Here is a 17,089-nt window from a genome sequence, read left to right as displayed (position 1 = left end):
TATTTCTAGTTCAAAATTTTTAGTAAAAGTCCCAAACTTAAAGAACTCACCCCAGCGACTTTTTTAACAAAATCCGATTTAATGGCTAAATCAATGTTCTCAACAAAACGGCTCAGCAGAAAGTTCATGCGTTGGCTGCTGGCAGAAAACCGAAGAGAGAAAGAAGGCCCTTACCAAAAAGAAGAAACACACCGCCAGCATCCTTGGTGGCAAGTTATGTGCTTAACGGGTGTAGATTATTTCTCTACCCTCGGTTATCAACCAGGAATTGCCGCACTGGCAGCAGGTGCGCTTTCTCCTCTGGCTACTCTCATTTTGGTTTTATTAACGCTCTTTGGTGCATTACCAATCTATCGGCGCATTGCTGCCAAAAGCCCACATGGCGAAGGTTCTATTGCTATGCTGGAGCATTTACTTTCTTGGTGGCAAGGCAAATTACTAGTACTGTGTTTACTTGGCTTTGTGGCAACCGACTTTATTATTACCATTACCTTGTCTGCTGCTGATGCCACAGCCCATATTATCGAAAATCCTCTCACCCCAAGTTTGCTGCACAATCAAAGCATTGCTATCACACTCTTGTTAATTACCTTACTTGGTGCAGTTTTCCTGAGAGGTTTTAAAGAAGCAATTGGTATTGCAGTATTTTTGGTAGCAGTTTATCTGCTGTTGAATTTGATTGTCATTAGCATTGGTTTACATCAAATTGTAGTTCACCCAGGAGCGATCGCCGACTGGCAGACAGCACTTTTCGCACGCCATACCAATGTTTTTGTGCTTATTGGTGTGGCTATCCTATTATTTCCCAGGCTGGCATTGGGTTTATCGGGGTTTGAAACTGGTGTAACCGTTATGCCTCTTGTCCAAGGTAGCAGTAGCGATACTCCCGAAATGCCTAGAGGACGAGTTCGGAATACCCGCAAGCTACTAACTGCTGCTGCTGTCATTATGAGCTTCTTTTTGCTAACCAGCAGTTTTGTGACGACTCTTTTGATTCCAGCAGCAGAATTTGCCACAGGAGGTAAAGCCAATGGCCGCGCCCTTGCTTATCTAGCACATCTTTATTTAGGCAATGGCTTTGGCACAATTTATGACTTAAGCACCATTTCCATTCTGTGGTTTGCCGGGGCATCGGCAATGGCAGGACTGCTGAATATTGTGCCGCGTTACCTACCACGCTATGGTATGGCACCTAGTTGGGCGCTATTAACACGACCATTAGTATTGGTATATACAGCAATTGCTTTTGTGGTGACAGTGATTTTCCAGGCCAACGTAGAAGCACAGGGTGGTGCTTATGCCACAGGTGTGCTGGTATTAATTAGCTCCGCAGCCTTTGCTGTGACTCTATCAGCCCATCGTCAACACTCTACACGGGGAAGATTTATCTTTGCACTAATAACACTGGTTTTTATATATACGACAATTGTTAATATCATTGAGAGACCAGAAGGGATTAAAATTGCTACTTTTTTCATTGGTGCAATCATTTTTACTTCGTTAGTTTCCCGCGTTTGGCGCTCAACGGAACTGCGAGTAGAACAAATAGAAGTTGATGAAAATGCCCACCAATTCATAGCAGAAGAAAGCCAAGGCGCGATCCGCATTATTGCTAATCGGTTAAATGTGGGTAATGAACAAGAATATGTTTTCAAGGAAAAAGAAGTACGGGAAGACAACCACATTCCACCTACAGATCCGGTTCTGTTTCTAGAGATTTTGGTATCTGATGCGTCAGACTTTACTGATGTGATCAGGGTGAAAGGTGTACAAGTTGGTGATTATCGGATTTTACGTGCTGAGAGTGCCGCAGTACCGAATGCGATCGCTGCTTTGCTACTTTATATTCGTGACCAAACTGGTAAAATTCCTCATGCTTACTTCGGCTGGGTAGAAGGAAATCCGATCCAATACTTACTGCGTTTTATCTTGTTTGGGGAAGGTGATATTGCTGTAGTTACCCGTGAAGTACTGCGTCGAGCCGAAAAAAATCCCGAAAGACGACCTGGAATTCATGTTGGCGGTTAAGACAATGTAGAGACGTTGCATTGCAACGTCTCTACACACGGTTGTCGGTAGGCACATTGTTTGATTTGCAAGACATAGCATCCCTATTCCCACAGTAAATAACAAGTGCTAAATTTTTACGTAATAAGTCAGTACGCAGATGTAGAACTAGTTTAGTGGTTTGTACATCCCTAACTTTGAATCAAGACAATGGATACAAAAAGCAAAGTCAACGTTTGGTGGAGATACGTTGTTTTATTTACGCTGCTTGTGGCATTCAAACCAACTAACCATTTCCTTCACCAGGCTTTGCAGGGACATCCACTAGATATTAATTATTTTTGGACAGAACTTTCGCCCTTTGGGTTGCTCAAGCAAGGTCTTTACAACGGTAATGGTGGCGCTGATTGGAAAATCGGTCAGCCAAAAGCTACTATCTGGAATGCGGAACAGTTGCGTTCTGTGCCAGAGTTAAGAAAATTTGCCTTGGAACTGGTAAATCGCGATCGCACAATCAATAATTTAAAACCTTTAAAAGAAGATACTTTACTGTCACAAGCAGCGCAACTTTATGCCCGAGATATGCTTGAGCAGCAATACTTGAATCATATTTCTTTAGATGGGAAAAACCCCCGCGATCGCTATATTGCAGTTGGTGGTAGTCGGCGTGTGGGAGTTGGCGAAAATATTATTAGAGATAGTATTCAAGGTTTGGGGTTAACTTACGGCACAGTCGAAGATTTTCAACGTGGTTGGATGTACAGCAATAGTCACCGCGCAAACCTCCTCACTCGTGAATACAGCAAATTTGGCTATGGCATAGCTGCTGGGAAAAATGGCCAGATTTATGCAGTACAAATGTTTGGCGATTAGACTAGCTAAGGAATTCACCAAAAGACAAAACTCGGTCGAGTTTCTGGGATATCCTTAAATAAGTGAGAGATTTGCCAAAGATAAGTAAGAATGAAACTGGCAGCAAGAGTAAGTCAGGTCAAGCCTTCTTTAACCTTAGCGATCGCAGCTAAAGCTAAGGCCATGAAGGCAGAAGGTATAGATGTTTGTAGTTTTAGCGCTGGCGAACCGGATTTTGACACACCAGCGCATATTAAAGCCGCAGCAGCAAAAGCTTTGGAAGAAGGCAAAACCAAGTATGGCCCTGCACCCGGAGAACCAAAGTTAAGGGAAGCGATCGCCCAGAAGCTGAAAACGGATAATGGTTTAGATTACAAGGCAGAAAATGTGATCGTCACTAATGGCGGTAAGCATTCTTTGTACAACTTGATATTGGCGCTGATCGATCCGGGTGATGAGGTAATTATCCCGGCTCCCTATTGGCTCAGTTATCCCGAAATGGTAACTTTGGCAGGTGGCGTATCAGTTATTGTTAACACCGATGCTGCCACAGGCTATAAAATTACACCAGAACAACTGCGTCAAGCCATTACCCCCAAGACGAAGTTATTTGTCCTCAACTCCCCATCCAACCCGACAGGGATGGTGTACACGCCCGATGAAATTAAAGCTTTGGCGCAAGTAGTAGTTGATGCAGATATCTATGTAGTCTCCGATGAGATTTACGAAAAAATTCTCTACGACGGTGCAGAACACGTTAGTATTGGTTCTCTTGGTCAAGAAATTTTTGAGCGCACCTTTATTAGTAACGGGTTTGCCAAAGCTTACTCCATGACTGGCTGGCGCTTGGGTTATTTAGCCGGGCCAGTAGAGATTATTAAAGCCGCCAATTCCATTCAAGGGCATAGTACATCTAACGTTTGTACCTTTGCCCAATATGGTGCGATCGCAGCCTTACAAGAATCTCAAGACTGTGTAGCCGAAATGCTTGAAGCTTTCGCCAAACGGCGACAAGTCATGCTAGAGAGAATTAACGGCATTCCCGGCCTATATTGTCCTAAACCAGACGGCGCATTTTATCTGTTTCCCGACATCAGCAAAACCGGACTCAAATCTCTAGAATTTTGCGACGCTTTAATCGAAGAACATCAAGTTGCAGTTATTCCCGGAATTGCCTTTGGTGCAGATAATAACATTCGCCTTTCCTACGCCACCGATTTGGCCACAATCGAAAAAGGATTGGATAGGTTAGAGAAATTTGTGCGATCGAGGATTTAGGGTTGTCATTGGTCATTTGTCATACGACAGATGACCAAATAATTACAAATGCAGTAGGACAAAAACTTTGGTATCGAAAGTATCGTTCTATTCTAAAATTATTTGTTGTTATTTATAGTACTAATGCAGGTTGCTGATATGGAACGAGCGCAATCAATGAAGCAGCGTTTTAGTTAAGTTACTTTATGCTTTTAACGAATGCAAATTTATTAATTGACGTTATGTCCCGTAAATTAGCGCATCAGATTGAGAGGATGTAGTGCCAGTTAATGCTGATAAACCCCACCTGTGGAAGCAAGATATTGCTCAGTCGGTAGACTTTTACAACAGTTGGTTCATGGAATTTGCTCCCAGAGCCTATCGGGATACTCGCATTGCTACAACCCAACAAGTAGAATCAGCTTTAGTCTGTACAGACAACCTCACCAACATTACACCAGCTGTGCTGGGCCAATATCCCTTGGTACTGCCAATACTCCGCATGGCAACAGCACCACCCATTGCACGAGATCGCCTGATTGGACTAGCTGGGGTATTGCCCAACGTTGTCAAAAATATGGAAGAAAAGCAACGCATCCCGCCCAAAATGGATAGTACAATGCTGGATGCCGAGCTACAAAAAATCGTTCAAGTCTTGGCACGGTTGATAGATAGAGATATCTTCCCCTGGCTGGAAACAATGCTAGAACCAACACAGATACAAATCCATAGGGCAGCAACAATTGTTGCAGACCGTCTTTGTGGTGCGCTGGCTGACCCAATTATTCGCAACGCCCAAGAACAGAGACAACTGGCCACAATTAAGCAGTGGTTAGAGGCGCGTGACTACTCTTACATCAGGGGAGGTACAGGAGTAAGATTTGAAACCATGCAGCCAGGAACCTTTGCGTTTCGACTCAACATTCCTGTCAGCTTGCAGTCTGGTAGCAAACAAATCAACATTCCCATTGACGTAGTAATTATGCCATTTGAGTCCCAAAGAGGAGATTTACCCTTACTAATTGAAGCTAAATCAGCCGGGGATTTTACTAATCCCAACAAGCGACGCAAAGAGGAAGCCATTAAGGTAGCTCAATTAAGGAGCAACTACGGTAATCAAGTCCGTTTTGTTCTATTCCTTTGCGGTTATTTTGATAGCGGTTACTTGGGTTATGAAGCTGCTGAAGGAATTGATTGGTTGTGGGAACATCGCATTGAGGACTTAGCATTATTTGGCGTATGAACATAACGAAGGCAACTGAACAAGCAAGGGTGTTAAGCCAATTGCAACTAGATGCAGCCAAAACCCAAATAGAGCGTAACAAGCTCGGACAGTTTGCTACACCAACAGATTTGGCAGCCGACATTTTGAAATATGCCTTGGAATTATTACCAGCACATCTACAAATCCGGTTTCTTGACCCAGCTTTTGGCACAGGTTCTTTCTATTCGGCATTATTACAAGAATTGAACCCATTACAAATAATTTCAGCAGTAGGCTACGAAATTGACCCGCATTACGGCTTGTCAGCGATTTCTCTTTGGCGTAGCACGCCATTAGAATTAAATATTACTGACTTTACCCAAGCAACACCACCCCAAACTAACGCTGAAAAAGCCAACTTAATCATTTGCAATCCGCCTTATGTACGACATCATCATTTAAGCAAAGTTGAAAAGCAGAGATTACAAAATACAACTTTTCAAATCACAGGTATAAAACTCAGCCAGTTAGCTAGTCTTTACTGCCATTTTTTATGCATTGCAGATGCTTGGATGGCTGATAATTGCCTAGCTGGGTGGCTAATACCTAGTGGATTTATGGACGTAAATTATGGACAACAAGTTAAGGAGTATCTGTTAAATCGGGTTACATTACTACGTGTTCATCAGTTCCATCCCCATGATGTGCAATTTACAGATGCACTAGTATCTAGCGCAGTTGTTTGGTTCAAGAAAGCTTTGCCACCAGCTAACCATCATGCTGAGTTTAGTTATGGTGGCAGTCTAGCGACACCCAATGAAAGAAAATTAGTCTCTTGTGAGGTACTAAACTCAACAGCCAAGTGGACAAAAATTGGATTTATTGCCAATCAAATAAATTCTATTTTCAAGCAGTTTAAACTAAAAGATTTATTTACAATCAAACGAGGTTTAGCGACAGGAGCTAATAATTTTTTCGTATTAACACCAGCACAAGTCTCTGCATATCAAATTCCCACTGAGTTTTTAAAACCAATTCTGCCTAGTCCCCGCTATTTACCAGTTGATGAAATTGCAACTGATAGTATGGGGCATCCCATTTTGAAGCAACAGCTATTTTTGTTGGACTGTAATTTGCCTTTATCTGAGGTGGAATCAAAGCATCCTTCACTTATAAAATATCTTCAAAAGGGAGTAGAAAATGGAATTAGTTCCCGCTATCTTTGCCAGCATCGCTCTCCCTGGTACTCACAAGAACATCGCCCACCTTCTCCATTTCTTTGTACCTATATGGGTCGTCAAGATACTAAAAGAGGCAGACCCTTTCGATTTATTCTCAATCACTCCCAAGCAACGGTTACTAACGTTTACTTAATCTTATATCCCAAACCTATTTTGAGTAAAGCACTGGCACAAAATTCGGAATTACTAAAGTTGGTATGGCAGGCTTTGAATCAAATTTCAGATGAAATGCTAATGGGTGAGGGTCGCGTTTATGGGGGTGGATTATATAAGCTAGAACCAAAAGAATTAGGTAATGCTACTGCCTCGATTCCATTATTGTTTTAATGTTAAGCTTGTAAACATCAATTTATGAACTCAGAATTACTCCATATCTCGTCCTTGCAACATTCCCATCAACTTACGTTTGCGGGTGTGGATTTCCATTAATTTGGCACGATAATTTGACCATTGGGCTTGTTTATCTGATGCTATGTAGGCGGCGCGGGCTTTTTTTAACCACTCAACAGCAGCATCATAATATTCTGCTTTCCCGGCATCCATAATTGCTTCGGCACGACGACAAGCATGGGTAATTACCCACTCAGGACGATGGGGGATAGCAGCATTCATTACATGATGAATAATATCAGAGTGATAGTGACTGAGTTCATTGGCGATCGCGATCGCATCATCAATCAATTTCTCATATAAGAAAATATCCACCTTAACTGTGTCAATTTCCCAACTAGTGGAAAGACGGAGCATTTTTAACAATTCAGTTTTGACATTGACCCATTCTTCCCCAGCTAAATCTTTGATATCTTGATATTCTTCTAGAGAAGGGTGTGCCTGAAAGGCCAGTTTTTTTGCTTGCAATGCTGTGGTTTGATCTCCCAACTTTTGGGCTAAATCACTTGTCCAAGTACCCAAGTCATATTGGCAATTTCCCTTTAAGTGCAAGCCAATTTGCGCAATATGTAAAGCTTGTTGTAATGCCCCCTGTTCTTGCAGGGTTTTTCCCAAGGCAAAAGCTTCTTCCATTGAATTCATCTCGGTTTGGGCAGCTTCTAAAGCTTCCTCTACCCTGCCTAATCTGCCCAGCATCGTGAGATATTGCCGGGTTTGTCCTTCCGCTTCCGCCAAATATAAATATTCTTGATAACGTTCTTGGCGTTCGAGAATTTTCAGCCGAATTAAAGCTAAATCATCGGCATAATCAGGAATAGTGGCTTCCCATACTCCCCTTTCGCTAATTTTGCCTTCAAGAACTTCTATTAGTGGTGGGTAATCCCATCCTTGGCGTAAAGCTTCTAAACTCAAACCAAAATCAACATCCCATTCGTCTTGCCAAACTTCCAAATTTACCTGGATGTCAACTTTTTCTTCTGGAGTCAGTTTTGCTGTGAGAATAGCTTCACACCAAGCATTGTTCAATTCCCAAGCAATTTCATCATAGTCAGCACCATACTCGGCGACTTCATACCAATTTTCGATACAGCTAGAAGTAATGGCTTCCAAAACTGCGATCGCTTTATTCCCTTCTCCTTGCTCTATCAAATCTACAGCAGATTGGACTAAACTCAGCAATTCCTCTGCTATTGGATCTTCTTCACAGCCATCCTCAAAATAGCGTACACCATCGTGGATAATCTGCCGCACTTGCCGCCGTAATGGAGCCGTATCAATAGTATTCTGGTGCAGAGATTTGAGCTTGTTCTTCTGGGGAGCAGGGTTTGTCATCCAGATTACATGGCGATCAATTGTATCGATCAGTTGTGGATGTTCGGCTACTAATTCTTGTACTAGCCGCTGAGTTTGCACATGATCTAGACGATCTAGCAATTGCTCTAAAGTCGGGCGATGCTCAATAATTTCTGGCTGGCGGACACAAACAAGCATAGTTGCCACAATGTGTTTACACCATCCGTCAAAGTTATAGGCACAGGTGCAAGTTGCTGAAGTTAAACTATGTCCATCAAAGCTGAGGTTGACACGATATGGTCTAGCCTCACTACCATCAACTTCTGCATGTAACAGATTACCGCGTCGAATGATGGTATCCACAGCACCTGACTCAAAATAAGCCTCACCACGTTGGTAAGACTTAGCGTTGGCATAACGACGGATGGTAAATTCACTGATTTTGGGAATAGACATCGGGCAGACGAAGTGCGAAAATCCTATGGGTAAATGAATTTTAGATCCAGGTTGGCTTTTCGGCTCATACCGATTTTGAATTCCCAGTCATCACCATAAGGCTGTTACTGAAATTTCAAACAATTACGATACTAGTACAAGAAAGCAGAAGACAAAATATTTACCTCAACAGTGGTTTATTTTCTATATTGACTACTAGTATTTTCTAATACTTATTATCTCAGTTTAATTGTCCAATTTATTGATTAATCAAAGCACAAGCGACTTACTAAGGTAAAAATAATAAGTTGTTGGCAACCTGAATCAGCTATTATAGCTTTCCGAAAAAATTAGCCATATCAGTATAAAATTCAATAAGTGAATAATGTTTACTAAAATTGTCAATAAATTTATATCTTCGCTTGCTAGGGTGAAAGATAATAGTTGATTTAGCCATTCCCAACTCTCATCGGGTTGTGAGGATAGCTAGTCGAGTTGAGAATAAATAGGCGAAGCACACGGGGAAACTAACGTGAGTCATGGATTTGATTACGATTTAGTAATTATTGGCGCTGGTGTAGGCGGACATGGCGCTGCCCTACACGCGGTAAGCTGCGGTCTGAAAACAGCGATTATCGAAGCAGCAGACATGGGCGGAACCTGTGTCAACAGGGGCTGTATTCCATCGAAAGCTTTGCTGGCAGCAGCTGGACGTGTGCGGGAGTTACGTAATGCCCACCACCTCAAGTCACTGGGCATTCAAATTAGCAATGTGGAATTTGATCGCCAAGCGATCGCAGATCATGCAGGCAATTTAGTCTCGAAAATTCAAGGCGATTTAACCAACAGCCTCAAGCGCTTGGGAGTAGATATCATCCGGGGTTGGGGAAAAATCGCGGGTACACAGAAAATCACTGTCACTGGAGATGGCAGTGAAAAAACAATCACCGCTAAAGATATTATTCTTTCTCCTGGTTCAGTTCCCTTCGTCCCTCCAGGGATTGAAGTTGACGGTAAAACTGTCTTTACCAGTGACCAAGGTGTAAAGCTAGAATCTCTACCACCCTGGGTAGCAATTATTGGTAGCGGTTACATCGGCTTGGAATTTTCTGATGTTTACTCGGCTTTGGGCAGTGAAATCACGATGATTGAAGCCCTAGACCAGTTAATGCCAGGGTTTGACCGCGATATCGCCAAACTTGCTGAACGGGTACTCATTACCCCCCGCGATATTGAAACCAAAGTCGGTATCTATGCTAAAAGAGTTATCCCTGGTACACCAGTGGTAATTGAGTTAGCTGATTTTAAAACCAAAGAAGATTTAGAAGTCCTGGAAGTTGATGCTTGCTTAGTTGCTACAGGACGCATCCCCGCCACCCAAAACCTTGGTTTGGAATCTGTGGGTGTGGAATTAGACAGGCGGAATTTTATCCCCGTCGATGATCGCATGGCAGTATTGAGTGCAGGCGAAGTTGTGCCGCATCTGTGGGCAATTGGTGATGCCAATGGCAAAATGATGCTGGCTCATGCTGCTTCTGCTCAAGGTATTGTAGCTGTAGAAAATATCGTTGGGCGATCACGGACTGTTGATTATCGCAGCATCCCCGCCGCAGCCTTCACTCACCCAGAAGTTAGCTATGTCGGTTTAACAGAAACCGCTGCTAAAGAATTGGGACAAGCAGAAGGTTTTGAAGTCGGTACTAGTAAGAGTTACTTCAAAGGCAACTCTAAGGCGTTGGCAGAAAACGAAGCCGACGGTATTGCTAAGGTAATCTATCGCAAAGACACAGGCGAAGTTTTAGGCGTTCACATCTTTGGGATGCACGCTTCCGACTTAATTCACGAAGCCTCAGCCGCCGTCGCTAAACGTGAATCTGTTCACACCCTCGCCCATCTAGTTCACGCCCACCCAACCCTCTCGGAAGTTCTAGATGAAGCCTATAAACGGGCAGTAGCTGTTTAGTCAAGAGTCCATAGTCAAGAGTCCATAGTCAAAAATGTTTTGATGATTGGCTCTTGACCATTGACTATTGACAACTAACCATTGACCATTGACCATTGACTCTTGACTACCTATGCAAATCCGTCGCCGTTCACCTAGCCCAGCTATAGATGTATCTATATTGCGCTATCAAGTTGCACTGCCAGATGCCGCACCTAACAATATTTTGGAAGAAATTGTCTGGCACAAAGAAACTGAAATTGACCAAATGCGGGAAAAGCAGCCTTTGAGAGAATTACAAAAGCAAGCACTTTCTGCACCGCCAACTCTGGATTTTGTCGCCGCCCTCAAACAAGGTAAGACAAAACCAGCGTTGATTGCGGAAGTCAAAAAAGCTTCTCCAAGTAAGGGAGTGTTACGGGAGGATTTTGACCCTGTAGCGATCGCTTTATCTTACCAACAAGGTGGTGCTAGTTGTATTTCTGTTTTGACAGATGTGAAATTTTTTCAAGGCAGCTTTGACAACTTAGCAAAAGTACGAGCTGCCGTAGATTTACCTTTACTATGTAAGGATTTTATTATCTATCCTTATCAGATGTACTTAGCCCGCATTCAAGGTGCAGATGCAGTTTTATTAATTGCCGCTATCTTGAGTGACCAAGACTTGCAGTACTTCATCAAAATTGCCAAAGCCTTAAATATGGCAGCATTGATAGAAGTTCATAGTCTAGAAGAACTCGATAGAGTACTGGCTTTAGAGGATGTCTCTGTAGTTGGGATTAATAACCGCAATCTTGAAGACTTTACCGTAGACTTACAAACCACTTGTCAACTTTTAGAAGCTAGAAGTCAGCAATTACGCGATCGCGATATTGTGGTTGTCAGCGAATCAGGTCTACATACACCTGATGATTTGAGTGTAGTAGAAAAAGCAGGCGCAACCGCTGTACTGATAGGAGAATCATTAGTCAAACAACCAGATCCAGAATTAGCGATCGCCCGGATTTTACCAAACAGTTATTCAAGGTAAAGTTCTCTTGCTCTGTCAAAGCAGAGCAATGAATATCGTATCAATAAAAACAAAATACTTTGCGTAATTTCTCTTGACTTGTCTAAAACTTAATTGTTAATTACACGCATGTTATAACCAAATTTTGGTTTCTTGTGTAACAATTCATGGCAAGAGATAAACTCTAAACAACATAAATTATACATTTGCAATATTTAAGCCACATGGAGCAAATTCCTCTGCCGTCACCTATTCACTACGAATTGATACTTCAACTTTTAGAAAGACAAACCTTGTTAGCCGTCAATCAAAATCCCGATTTGCGACATCAGGTAAACCAACTCATTATTACGCTTCGGAAAGCCGCAGTCCAACAAAAACGGTTAGAAGAAATTTGTGAAGTTACTTCTATGACTGTTGACCATCGTTGGTCGCTAAATCATCATATTGCGGAGAAAGTAGTTGCTCCTGACTGACGAAGATTTTGTGCAACTATTATGCCTAGCGATCGCCTCTTATACCGTTTCACTTTAAGTTTGATACAAATAGACCGCAGGGCGCAGGGAGAAAGAGTAAACAACCAATGAATTTGTATCAAGATTTTGGTGAAATGGTATTAGTCATCTTCATCTTCTGCAACTTAATTTTAAATTTTGGATTGGGGTTGATTGGTCAGTACCCCAGCTCATCAATTGTTCAATCTCTTTCAATCTACAATCCAAAATCCAAAATCCAAAATTGATTCACTTGATGTTTTCTACTAAGCTTGCCACTACAGTCAGCAAATGTATTGGTTCTATCGGTTTGGCTATGTGGGTTTGGTAGCCTGATGCGATCGCCTTTTGTCTATCTTCTTCCCGTGCAAAGGCTGTAACCGCTACAGCAGGAATATGACAGCCTGCTTCCATCTCCCACTGCCGGACTTTTCGCATAAACTCGTAGCCGTCTTCCTGAGGCATACCGATGTCAGAAAGAATCACAGTCGGTTGCCACTCGAACACTTGTATGAGCGCCTCTGCTGCTGAACCACAGGTGCGTGCTTCTGCTCCCTGCTGTATGAGTACTGCTGAAATAATATCTCTAGCATCGGGTTCGTCATCAACTACAAGTATCCGCACACCTTCAAGCCTGTGTAAGTTTTTGTCCAGGGAAGACGATTCTATAAGTTTCATCGCTAGATTGCTTATGCTTTCCCGGTTAGTAATCATAGGCAGTTTAATTGTGAAAGTTGCCCCTTTGCCCTCACCATCACTATCAGCCTGCACTTTCCCACCATGAAGTTCGACTAAATGCCGAACAATTGCTAAACCCAGCCCCAAGCCGCCAAACTCTCTTGTTGTTGAGCCATCAGCTTGACGAAAGCGCTCAAAAACGTATGGCAGAAATTCTGGTTTGATACCCACACCAGTGTCCCGCACTATTACTTCAGCCAGTGAGTTAGTCTGCTGAAGTTTTATTTCCACCCGGCCACCTGGGGGCGTGAATTTCACAGCATTTGAGAGCAGGTTCCATACTACCTGTTGAAGCCGATTTTGGTCTCCTAAGATAGGTTCTACATGGGCAAGTTGTAGTTGTAAATCGATGTCTTTAACTTCAGCGGCGTGGCGCACCGAATCGATCGCATTAATAATTACAGTGGCTAAATTGAGCGGCTGTGGTTCGAGACGCAATTTACCAATGATGATCCGTGATGTGTCGAGAAGGTCATTGACCAGTTGAGCTTGAGATCTGGCATTGCGCTCGATAGTGGCGATCGCATGTTGTGTTTTTTCTGGGTTGAGCCTCCCGGTATTTAGCAACTGCGCCCAGCCGCAGATAGCATTGAGAGGGGTTCTCAGTTCGTGGGAAACGGTAATTAAAAACTCGTCTTTGAGACGGTTAGCCGCCTCCGCCTCAGTTCGTGCGGCTTCAACTTGAGACAAGTGTTCGTTCCGCTCACGCTCACGCTGTGTCAGCAAGTCAGCCGAAAATTCTAAGGCTTTGCCTAACAAAGCTACTTCCTGAATGTTTGAGAAACTGATGCGCGGATATTCACCTTTGGCTAGCGCTTCCGCAGCACCAGCAGCCTCAGCAATGCTTTGTGAAATTCGGCGTGAGAGAACAAGCGCACCCACACAACTTACCACAAGCAACGCCAAACCAGAGCCAACGACGAGCCACATCGCACGGCGTGCCGGACTTTCAATCACCTCAACCGGCACGACAACGGCGGTCGTCCAGTCAGAGAAATTGGCTCGTCTGAAGGCAACATACACTGGCGTTCCCTCCAAGGTGGTATCACGGTAAACACCCTCGGTTGTTGCCGCGATCCGCGTCTGAAAAGACGGTGTACCAGGCTTTCCAACAAACCGCTCAGGACTGCGAGTCCGGGCTACAACAATACCATAACCATCAACTACAGTACGCGTCCATTCCCCATCAATCTTTGTCTGGGACTTAATAACGCTAGTGAGTGCTTCTGAAGTAATGATGGCAGTAAGTACATACCTTAGCTTGCCACCTTGTATGATGGGAACGCGGACAGGAAAAGCCCATTTTTGCTTGAGACGTGACAAGGCTAAGTACCCCACTGTTGGCTGGCGTGTTTTGACAACACGGCGCAGACTTTCAGGCTCATTTGCCAAAGGTAGTGTCGTGCCGTAGGGGCGAAAAGTATTGAAGACCTGCTGTCCATCCGGCGTTAAGAGGATGACACTCAACCAAGTTGGCTGCGTCTGCACTGTGCGCTGCGCTTCGCTATAAAAGGCTTTTAATTCATCTTGGTCGAGCCGGTCAGAGGCTGCCAGTGCTTGGAGTGTCCTAGTTGTACTTGAAACCTCTTGTTCTACATCTTGTGTGAGATTGCGTGCTGCTAAAACCAAGCGGCGCTCTGACGCTGCACGCTCATTCAATGAGAGTTTGTATACAACAGCAACAGCAAACAGTACAACTGGAATTAATGCCCCTGTGATGAGTAATACAAGGTGCCACTTCAGAGCCAGCGTGCGTCCGCCGAACAAATTCCAGCTGCAATTTATACTTGTTTTACGCAAACCAACTTCCAAGTGTGAGGATAGTTTGGTTTTTTTTGATCTTGTCACGCTTTTTTGCTGAAAGCACACAAATCATTTAGTGTGCTTTCATGATTGGATTATAACTAGGGATTTATAGCAGGGAACAGGGAACAGGGAACAGGTAATAGGCTTTAAAGTCTCTCAGTGTCTATGTTTGATAATTAATATTTGTCATTATCCATGCTTCGACTACTATATCTCGTACTAGTGAGAGTACTCAAAGATTTTCTCTAAGTAATAGTAGAGACCTAGCAATACTAGGTCTCTAGAAGTGTTATTTGTAACGATTTATTCACTATTTATGATGCTGATGTGTGGACTGGTTGTTTAACTAGCGATCGCACTACGGCAATAATGGCATCAGCATCAATTTTGGCAGCATGAAGTAATTCTTCTGGGGTTCCAGAAGTTGGCATTTCACTCACGGCTAATTTGATCAGTTGCAGTTGTGGCCCTTCATAAGTTGGCATTTCTCCTACACCTGCAAAAGCATCTAGTACAGCAGAGCCTAATCCCCCTTCTAGCCAATGATCTTCAACGACGACCAAGTTACCTTCAGTATCGTGCGCTGCTTGATGGAGAGTTTGCACATCAATGGGTTTAACTGAGTAAGCATCGATGATACGGACTGTAATTCCTTCGTTTTTCAGGTGTTCATAAGCTTTGAGTGCTTCATGTAAAGTAATACCTGCGCCAATAACTGTTGCTTGGTCTTGGTCAGAACTGCGGATAACCTTGCTACCACCAATGGGAAATTCTTCTTCTGCACCGTAAATTACTGATGTCGCTTCGCGGGTAGTACGTAAGTATACAATACCTTGGCGATCGCTCATTTGCGCTACTAATTTAGCAGTTTGATTAGCATCACTGGGATATAATACAGTGCTACTCCATACAGCCCGAAAAGCAGCTAAATCTTCCAATCCCATTTGGGAAGCGCCATCTTGACCGATGGATACACCAGCATGGGAACCCATCAATTTAACATTGGCGCGGGAAACAGCCGCCATTCTAATAAAATCATAGGCGCGGGTTAAAAAAGCGGCAAAAGTCGAAGCGAAGGGTTTATATTTTCTGACTTGCAAACCAACCGCAGCGGCGACCATTTGCTGTTCTGCAATGTACATTTCAAAGTAGCGTTCGGGAAAAGCTTCGGCAAAATCTTCGACATAAGTGGAATTACTGACTTCAGCATCAAGAGCAACTACATCTGGTTGAGCAGTTCCTAAAGCTTTTAAAGCATCGCCATAAGCTCGACGTGTAGCTACTTTTGTGCCTTTTTGGTAACTAGGAAGTTGCAGTGGTTGAGGATTACCTGTAGAAACCGGTTGTGCTTGGGTTTCTGGTTGATTGACTTGGATGGTAATCTGACGTTCACCACCTAATTCTGCGATCGCTTGTTTTTCTTGTTCAGTTTTTAAAGCTTTACCATGCCAACCACCTAAATCTTCTAAAGAAGCCACACCTTTACCTTTCTTGGTACGGGCGATAATAACTGTAGGGCGATCATTAACTGCAATAGCCGCACTCAAAGCTTCATCTATTTGGGCCAAATCATGTCCATCAATTTCCATTGCTTGCCAACCAAAGGCTCTAGCACGATTAGCATAAGCTTGGGTGTTCCAGCCTAATTCAGTTTGACCCCGTTGACCCAAGCGGTTGACATCAATAATGGCAATCAAATTATCTAAGGTGTAGTGTGCAGCATGGTCAAATGCTTCCCAAACCGAGCCTTCGGCTGTTTCACTATCGCCAAGCAGCACCCAGACATGATAAGGAAGTTGGTCTAAATATTTACCTGCTAAAGCTAACCCTACAGCAATGGGTAAACCTTGCCCTAGAGAACCAGTTGCCACATCTACCCAAGGTAAAATGGGCGTGGGATGACCTTCTAAACGGCTACCAAATTGCCGCAGCGATCGCAATTCCTCATCATTAATCACCCCTGCTGCTTTGTACATAGAATATAGCAATGGTGCAGCGTGTCCTTTAGAAAAAATCAAGCGATCGTTATTCGGATTTTCAGGATGCGTAAAATCGTAGCGGAAATATTTGGCAAGTAAAACCGCCATCAAATCCGCAGCAGACATAGATGATGTAGGATGACCAGAACCAGCAATGGTTGTCGCCCGAATACTATCAACACGCAACTGTTGAGCTAGTTCATACCATTGATGCAGTTGCTCTTGTGTAGTCATAATTGTTTTCCTAAATTAAAATAATCAAAATTAAAAGCAAATTACTTTTGATTTTTGCTATTGATCAAAAACTTGTGTCTATGAAGATTTGTTTTGATTGATGAATTTATCAGCCTTGCTCAAATAGCCCAAAGCTTTTCTAAATAAATCTGATTTATCAGAATATAATTCAGGAAACTTATCTGTAACCGCAGATAAATAAACGGTG

The 17,089-nt window shown here is 43.2% G+C and carries 11 protein-coding genes; 8 read left to right on the top strand and 3 right to left on the bottom strand.

Going from position 1 to position 17,089, the window contains the following annotated elements:
• Positions 1–81 precede the first annotated feature (81 nt).
• The 5 genes from ACMX3D_RS19030 (at position 82) to ACMX3D_RS19010 (ending at position 6,888) form a co-directional block, all read left to right on the top strand.
• Positions 82–2,028, top strand: coding sequence for an APC family permease (locus ACMX3D_RS19030; RefSeq protein WP_482747430.1), 1,947 nt, complete (start codon positions 82–84; stop codon positions 2,026–2,028).
• Between the two features lie 189 nt (positions 2,029–2,217).
• Complete coding sequence (locus ACMX3D_RS19025) at positions 2,218–2,880, top strand: CAP domain-containing protein (RefSeq protein ID WP_482747429.1); 663 nt, start codon at positions 2,218–2,220, stop codon at positions 2,878–2,880.
• Between the two features lie 90 nt (positions 2,881–2,970).
• Entirely contained in the window at positions 2,971–4,137 is a 1,167-nt protein-coding gene (locus ACMX3D_RS19020; protein ID WP_482747428.1) for a pyridoxal phosphate-dependent aminotransferase, read from the top strand.
• Between the two features lie 259 nt (positions 4,138–4,396).
• Entirely contained in the window at positions 4,397–5,359 is a 963-nt protein-coding gene (locus ACMX3D_RS19015) for a XamI family restriction endonuclease (protein ID WP_482747427.1), read from the top strand.
• Positions 5,356–6,888: an Eco57I restriction-modification methylase domain-containing protein gene (locus ACMX3D_RS19010; RefSeq protein ID WP_482747426.1), complete on the top strand. Its 1,533-nt coding sequence runs from the start codon at positions 5,356–5,358 to the stop codon at positions 6,886–6,888. Before ACMX3D_RS19015 ends, ACMX3D_RS19010 begins: the two co-directional genes overlap by 4 nt.
• Positions 6,889–6,924: 36 nt before the next feature.
• Here ACMX3D_RS19010 and ACMX3D_RS19005 read toward each other — a convergent pair whose 3' ends face one another.
• Positions 6,925–8,700, bottom strand: coding sequence for an SWIM zinc finger family protein (locus tag ACMX3D_RS19005; RefSeq protein WP_482747425.1), 1,776 nt, complete (start codon positions 8,698–8,700; stop codon positions 6,925–6,927).
• 511 nt (positions 8,701–9,211) lie between these two features.
• Here ACMX3D_RS19005 and lpdA point away from each other — a divergent pair.
• The 3 genes from lpdA (at position 9,212) to ACMX3D_RS18990 (ending at position 12,106) form a co-directional block, all read left to right on the top strand.
• Complete coding sequence (gene lpdA / locus ACMX3D_RS19000) at positions 9,212–10,642, top strand: dihydrolipoyl dehydrogenase (RefSeq protein ID WP_482747424.1); 1,431 nt, start codon at positions 9,212–9,214, stop codon at positions 10,640–10,642.
• 112 nt (positions 10,643–10,754) lie between these two features.
• Entirely contained in the window at positions 10,755–11,651 is an 897-nt protein-coding gene (trpC, locus tag ACMX3D_RS18995) for an indole-3-glycerol phosphate synthase TrpC (RefSeq protein WP_482747423.1), read from the top strand.
• 203 nt (positions 11,652–11,854) lie between these two features.
• A complete protein-coding gene (locus ACMX3D_RS18990; protein ID WP_482747422.1) occupies positions 11,855–12,106 on the top strand; it encodes a DUF5340 domain-containing protein in 252 nt (83 codons plus the stop codon).
• A gap of 267 nt (positions 12,107–12,373) precedes the next feature.
• On the opposite strand, the gene ACMX3D_RS18985 is transcribed toward ACMX3D_RS18990, so the two are convergent.
• A complete protein-coding gene (locus tag ACMX3D_RS18985; RefSeq protein WP_482747421.1) occupies positions 12,374–14,710 on the bottom strand; it encodes a hybrid sensor histidine kinase/response regulator in 2,337 nt (778 codons plus the stop codon).
• Between the two features lie 272 nt (positions 14,711–14,982).
• Positions 14,983–16,881 (bottom strand): transketolase, encoded by a 1,899-nt coding sequence (locus tag ACMX3D_RS18980; protein WP_482747420.1) that lies wholly within the window; start codon positions 16,879–16,881, stop codon positions 14,983–14,985.
• Positions 16,882–17,089 lie beyond the last annotated feature (208 nt).

The sequence above is a fragment of the Anabaena sp. TISTR 8404 genome (assembly GCF_056847745.1).
The sequence above is the reverse complement of the archived record's forward strand: the minus strand, read 5'-3'. Positions and strand labels throughout refer to the sequence as shown.

Excerpts from the sequence above, each read along its gene's own strand:
- ACMX3D_RS19030 (WP_482747430.1), top strand. The coding sequence starts at position 82 with ATGGCTAAATCAATGTTCTCAACAAAACGGCTCAGCAGAAAGTTCATG.
- ACMX3D_RS19025 (WP_482747429.1), top strand. The coding sequence starts at position 2,218 with ATGGATACAAAAAGCAAAGTCAACGTTTGGTGGAGATACGTTGTTTTA.
- ACMX3D_RS19020 (WP_482747428.1), top strand. The coding sequence starts at position 2,971 with ATGAAACTGGCAGCAAGAGTAAGTCAGGTCAAGCCTTCTTTAACCTTA.
- ACMX3D_RS19010 (WP_482747426.1), top strand. The coding sequence starts at position 5,356 with ATGAACATAACGAAGGCAACTGAACAAGCAAGGGTGTTAAGCCAATTG.
- ACMX3D_RS19005 (WP_482747425.1), bottom strand. The coding sequence starts at position 8,700 with ATGTCTATTCCCAAAATCAGTGAATTTACCATCCGTCGTTATGCCAAC.
- trpC (WP_482747423.1), top strand. The coding sequence starts at position 10,755 with ATGCAAATCCGTCGCCGTTCACCTAGCCCAGCTATAGATGTATCTATA.
- ACMX3D_RS18990 (WP_482747422.1), top strand. The coding sequence starts at position 11,855 with ATGGAGCAAATTCCTCTGCCGTCACCTATTCACTACGAATTGATACTT.
- ACMX3D_RS18980 (WP_482747420.1), bottom strand. The coding sequence starts at position 16,881 with ATGACTACACAAGAGCAACTGCATCAATGGTATGAACTAGCTCAACAG.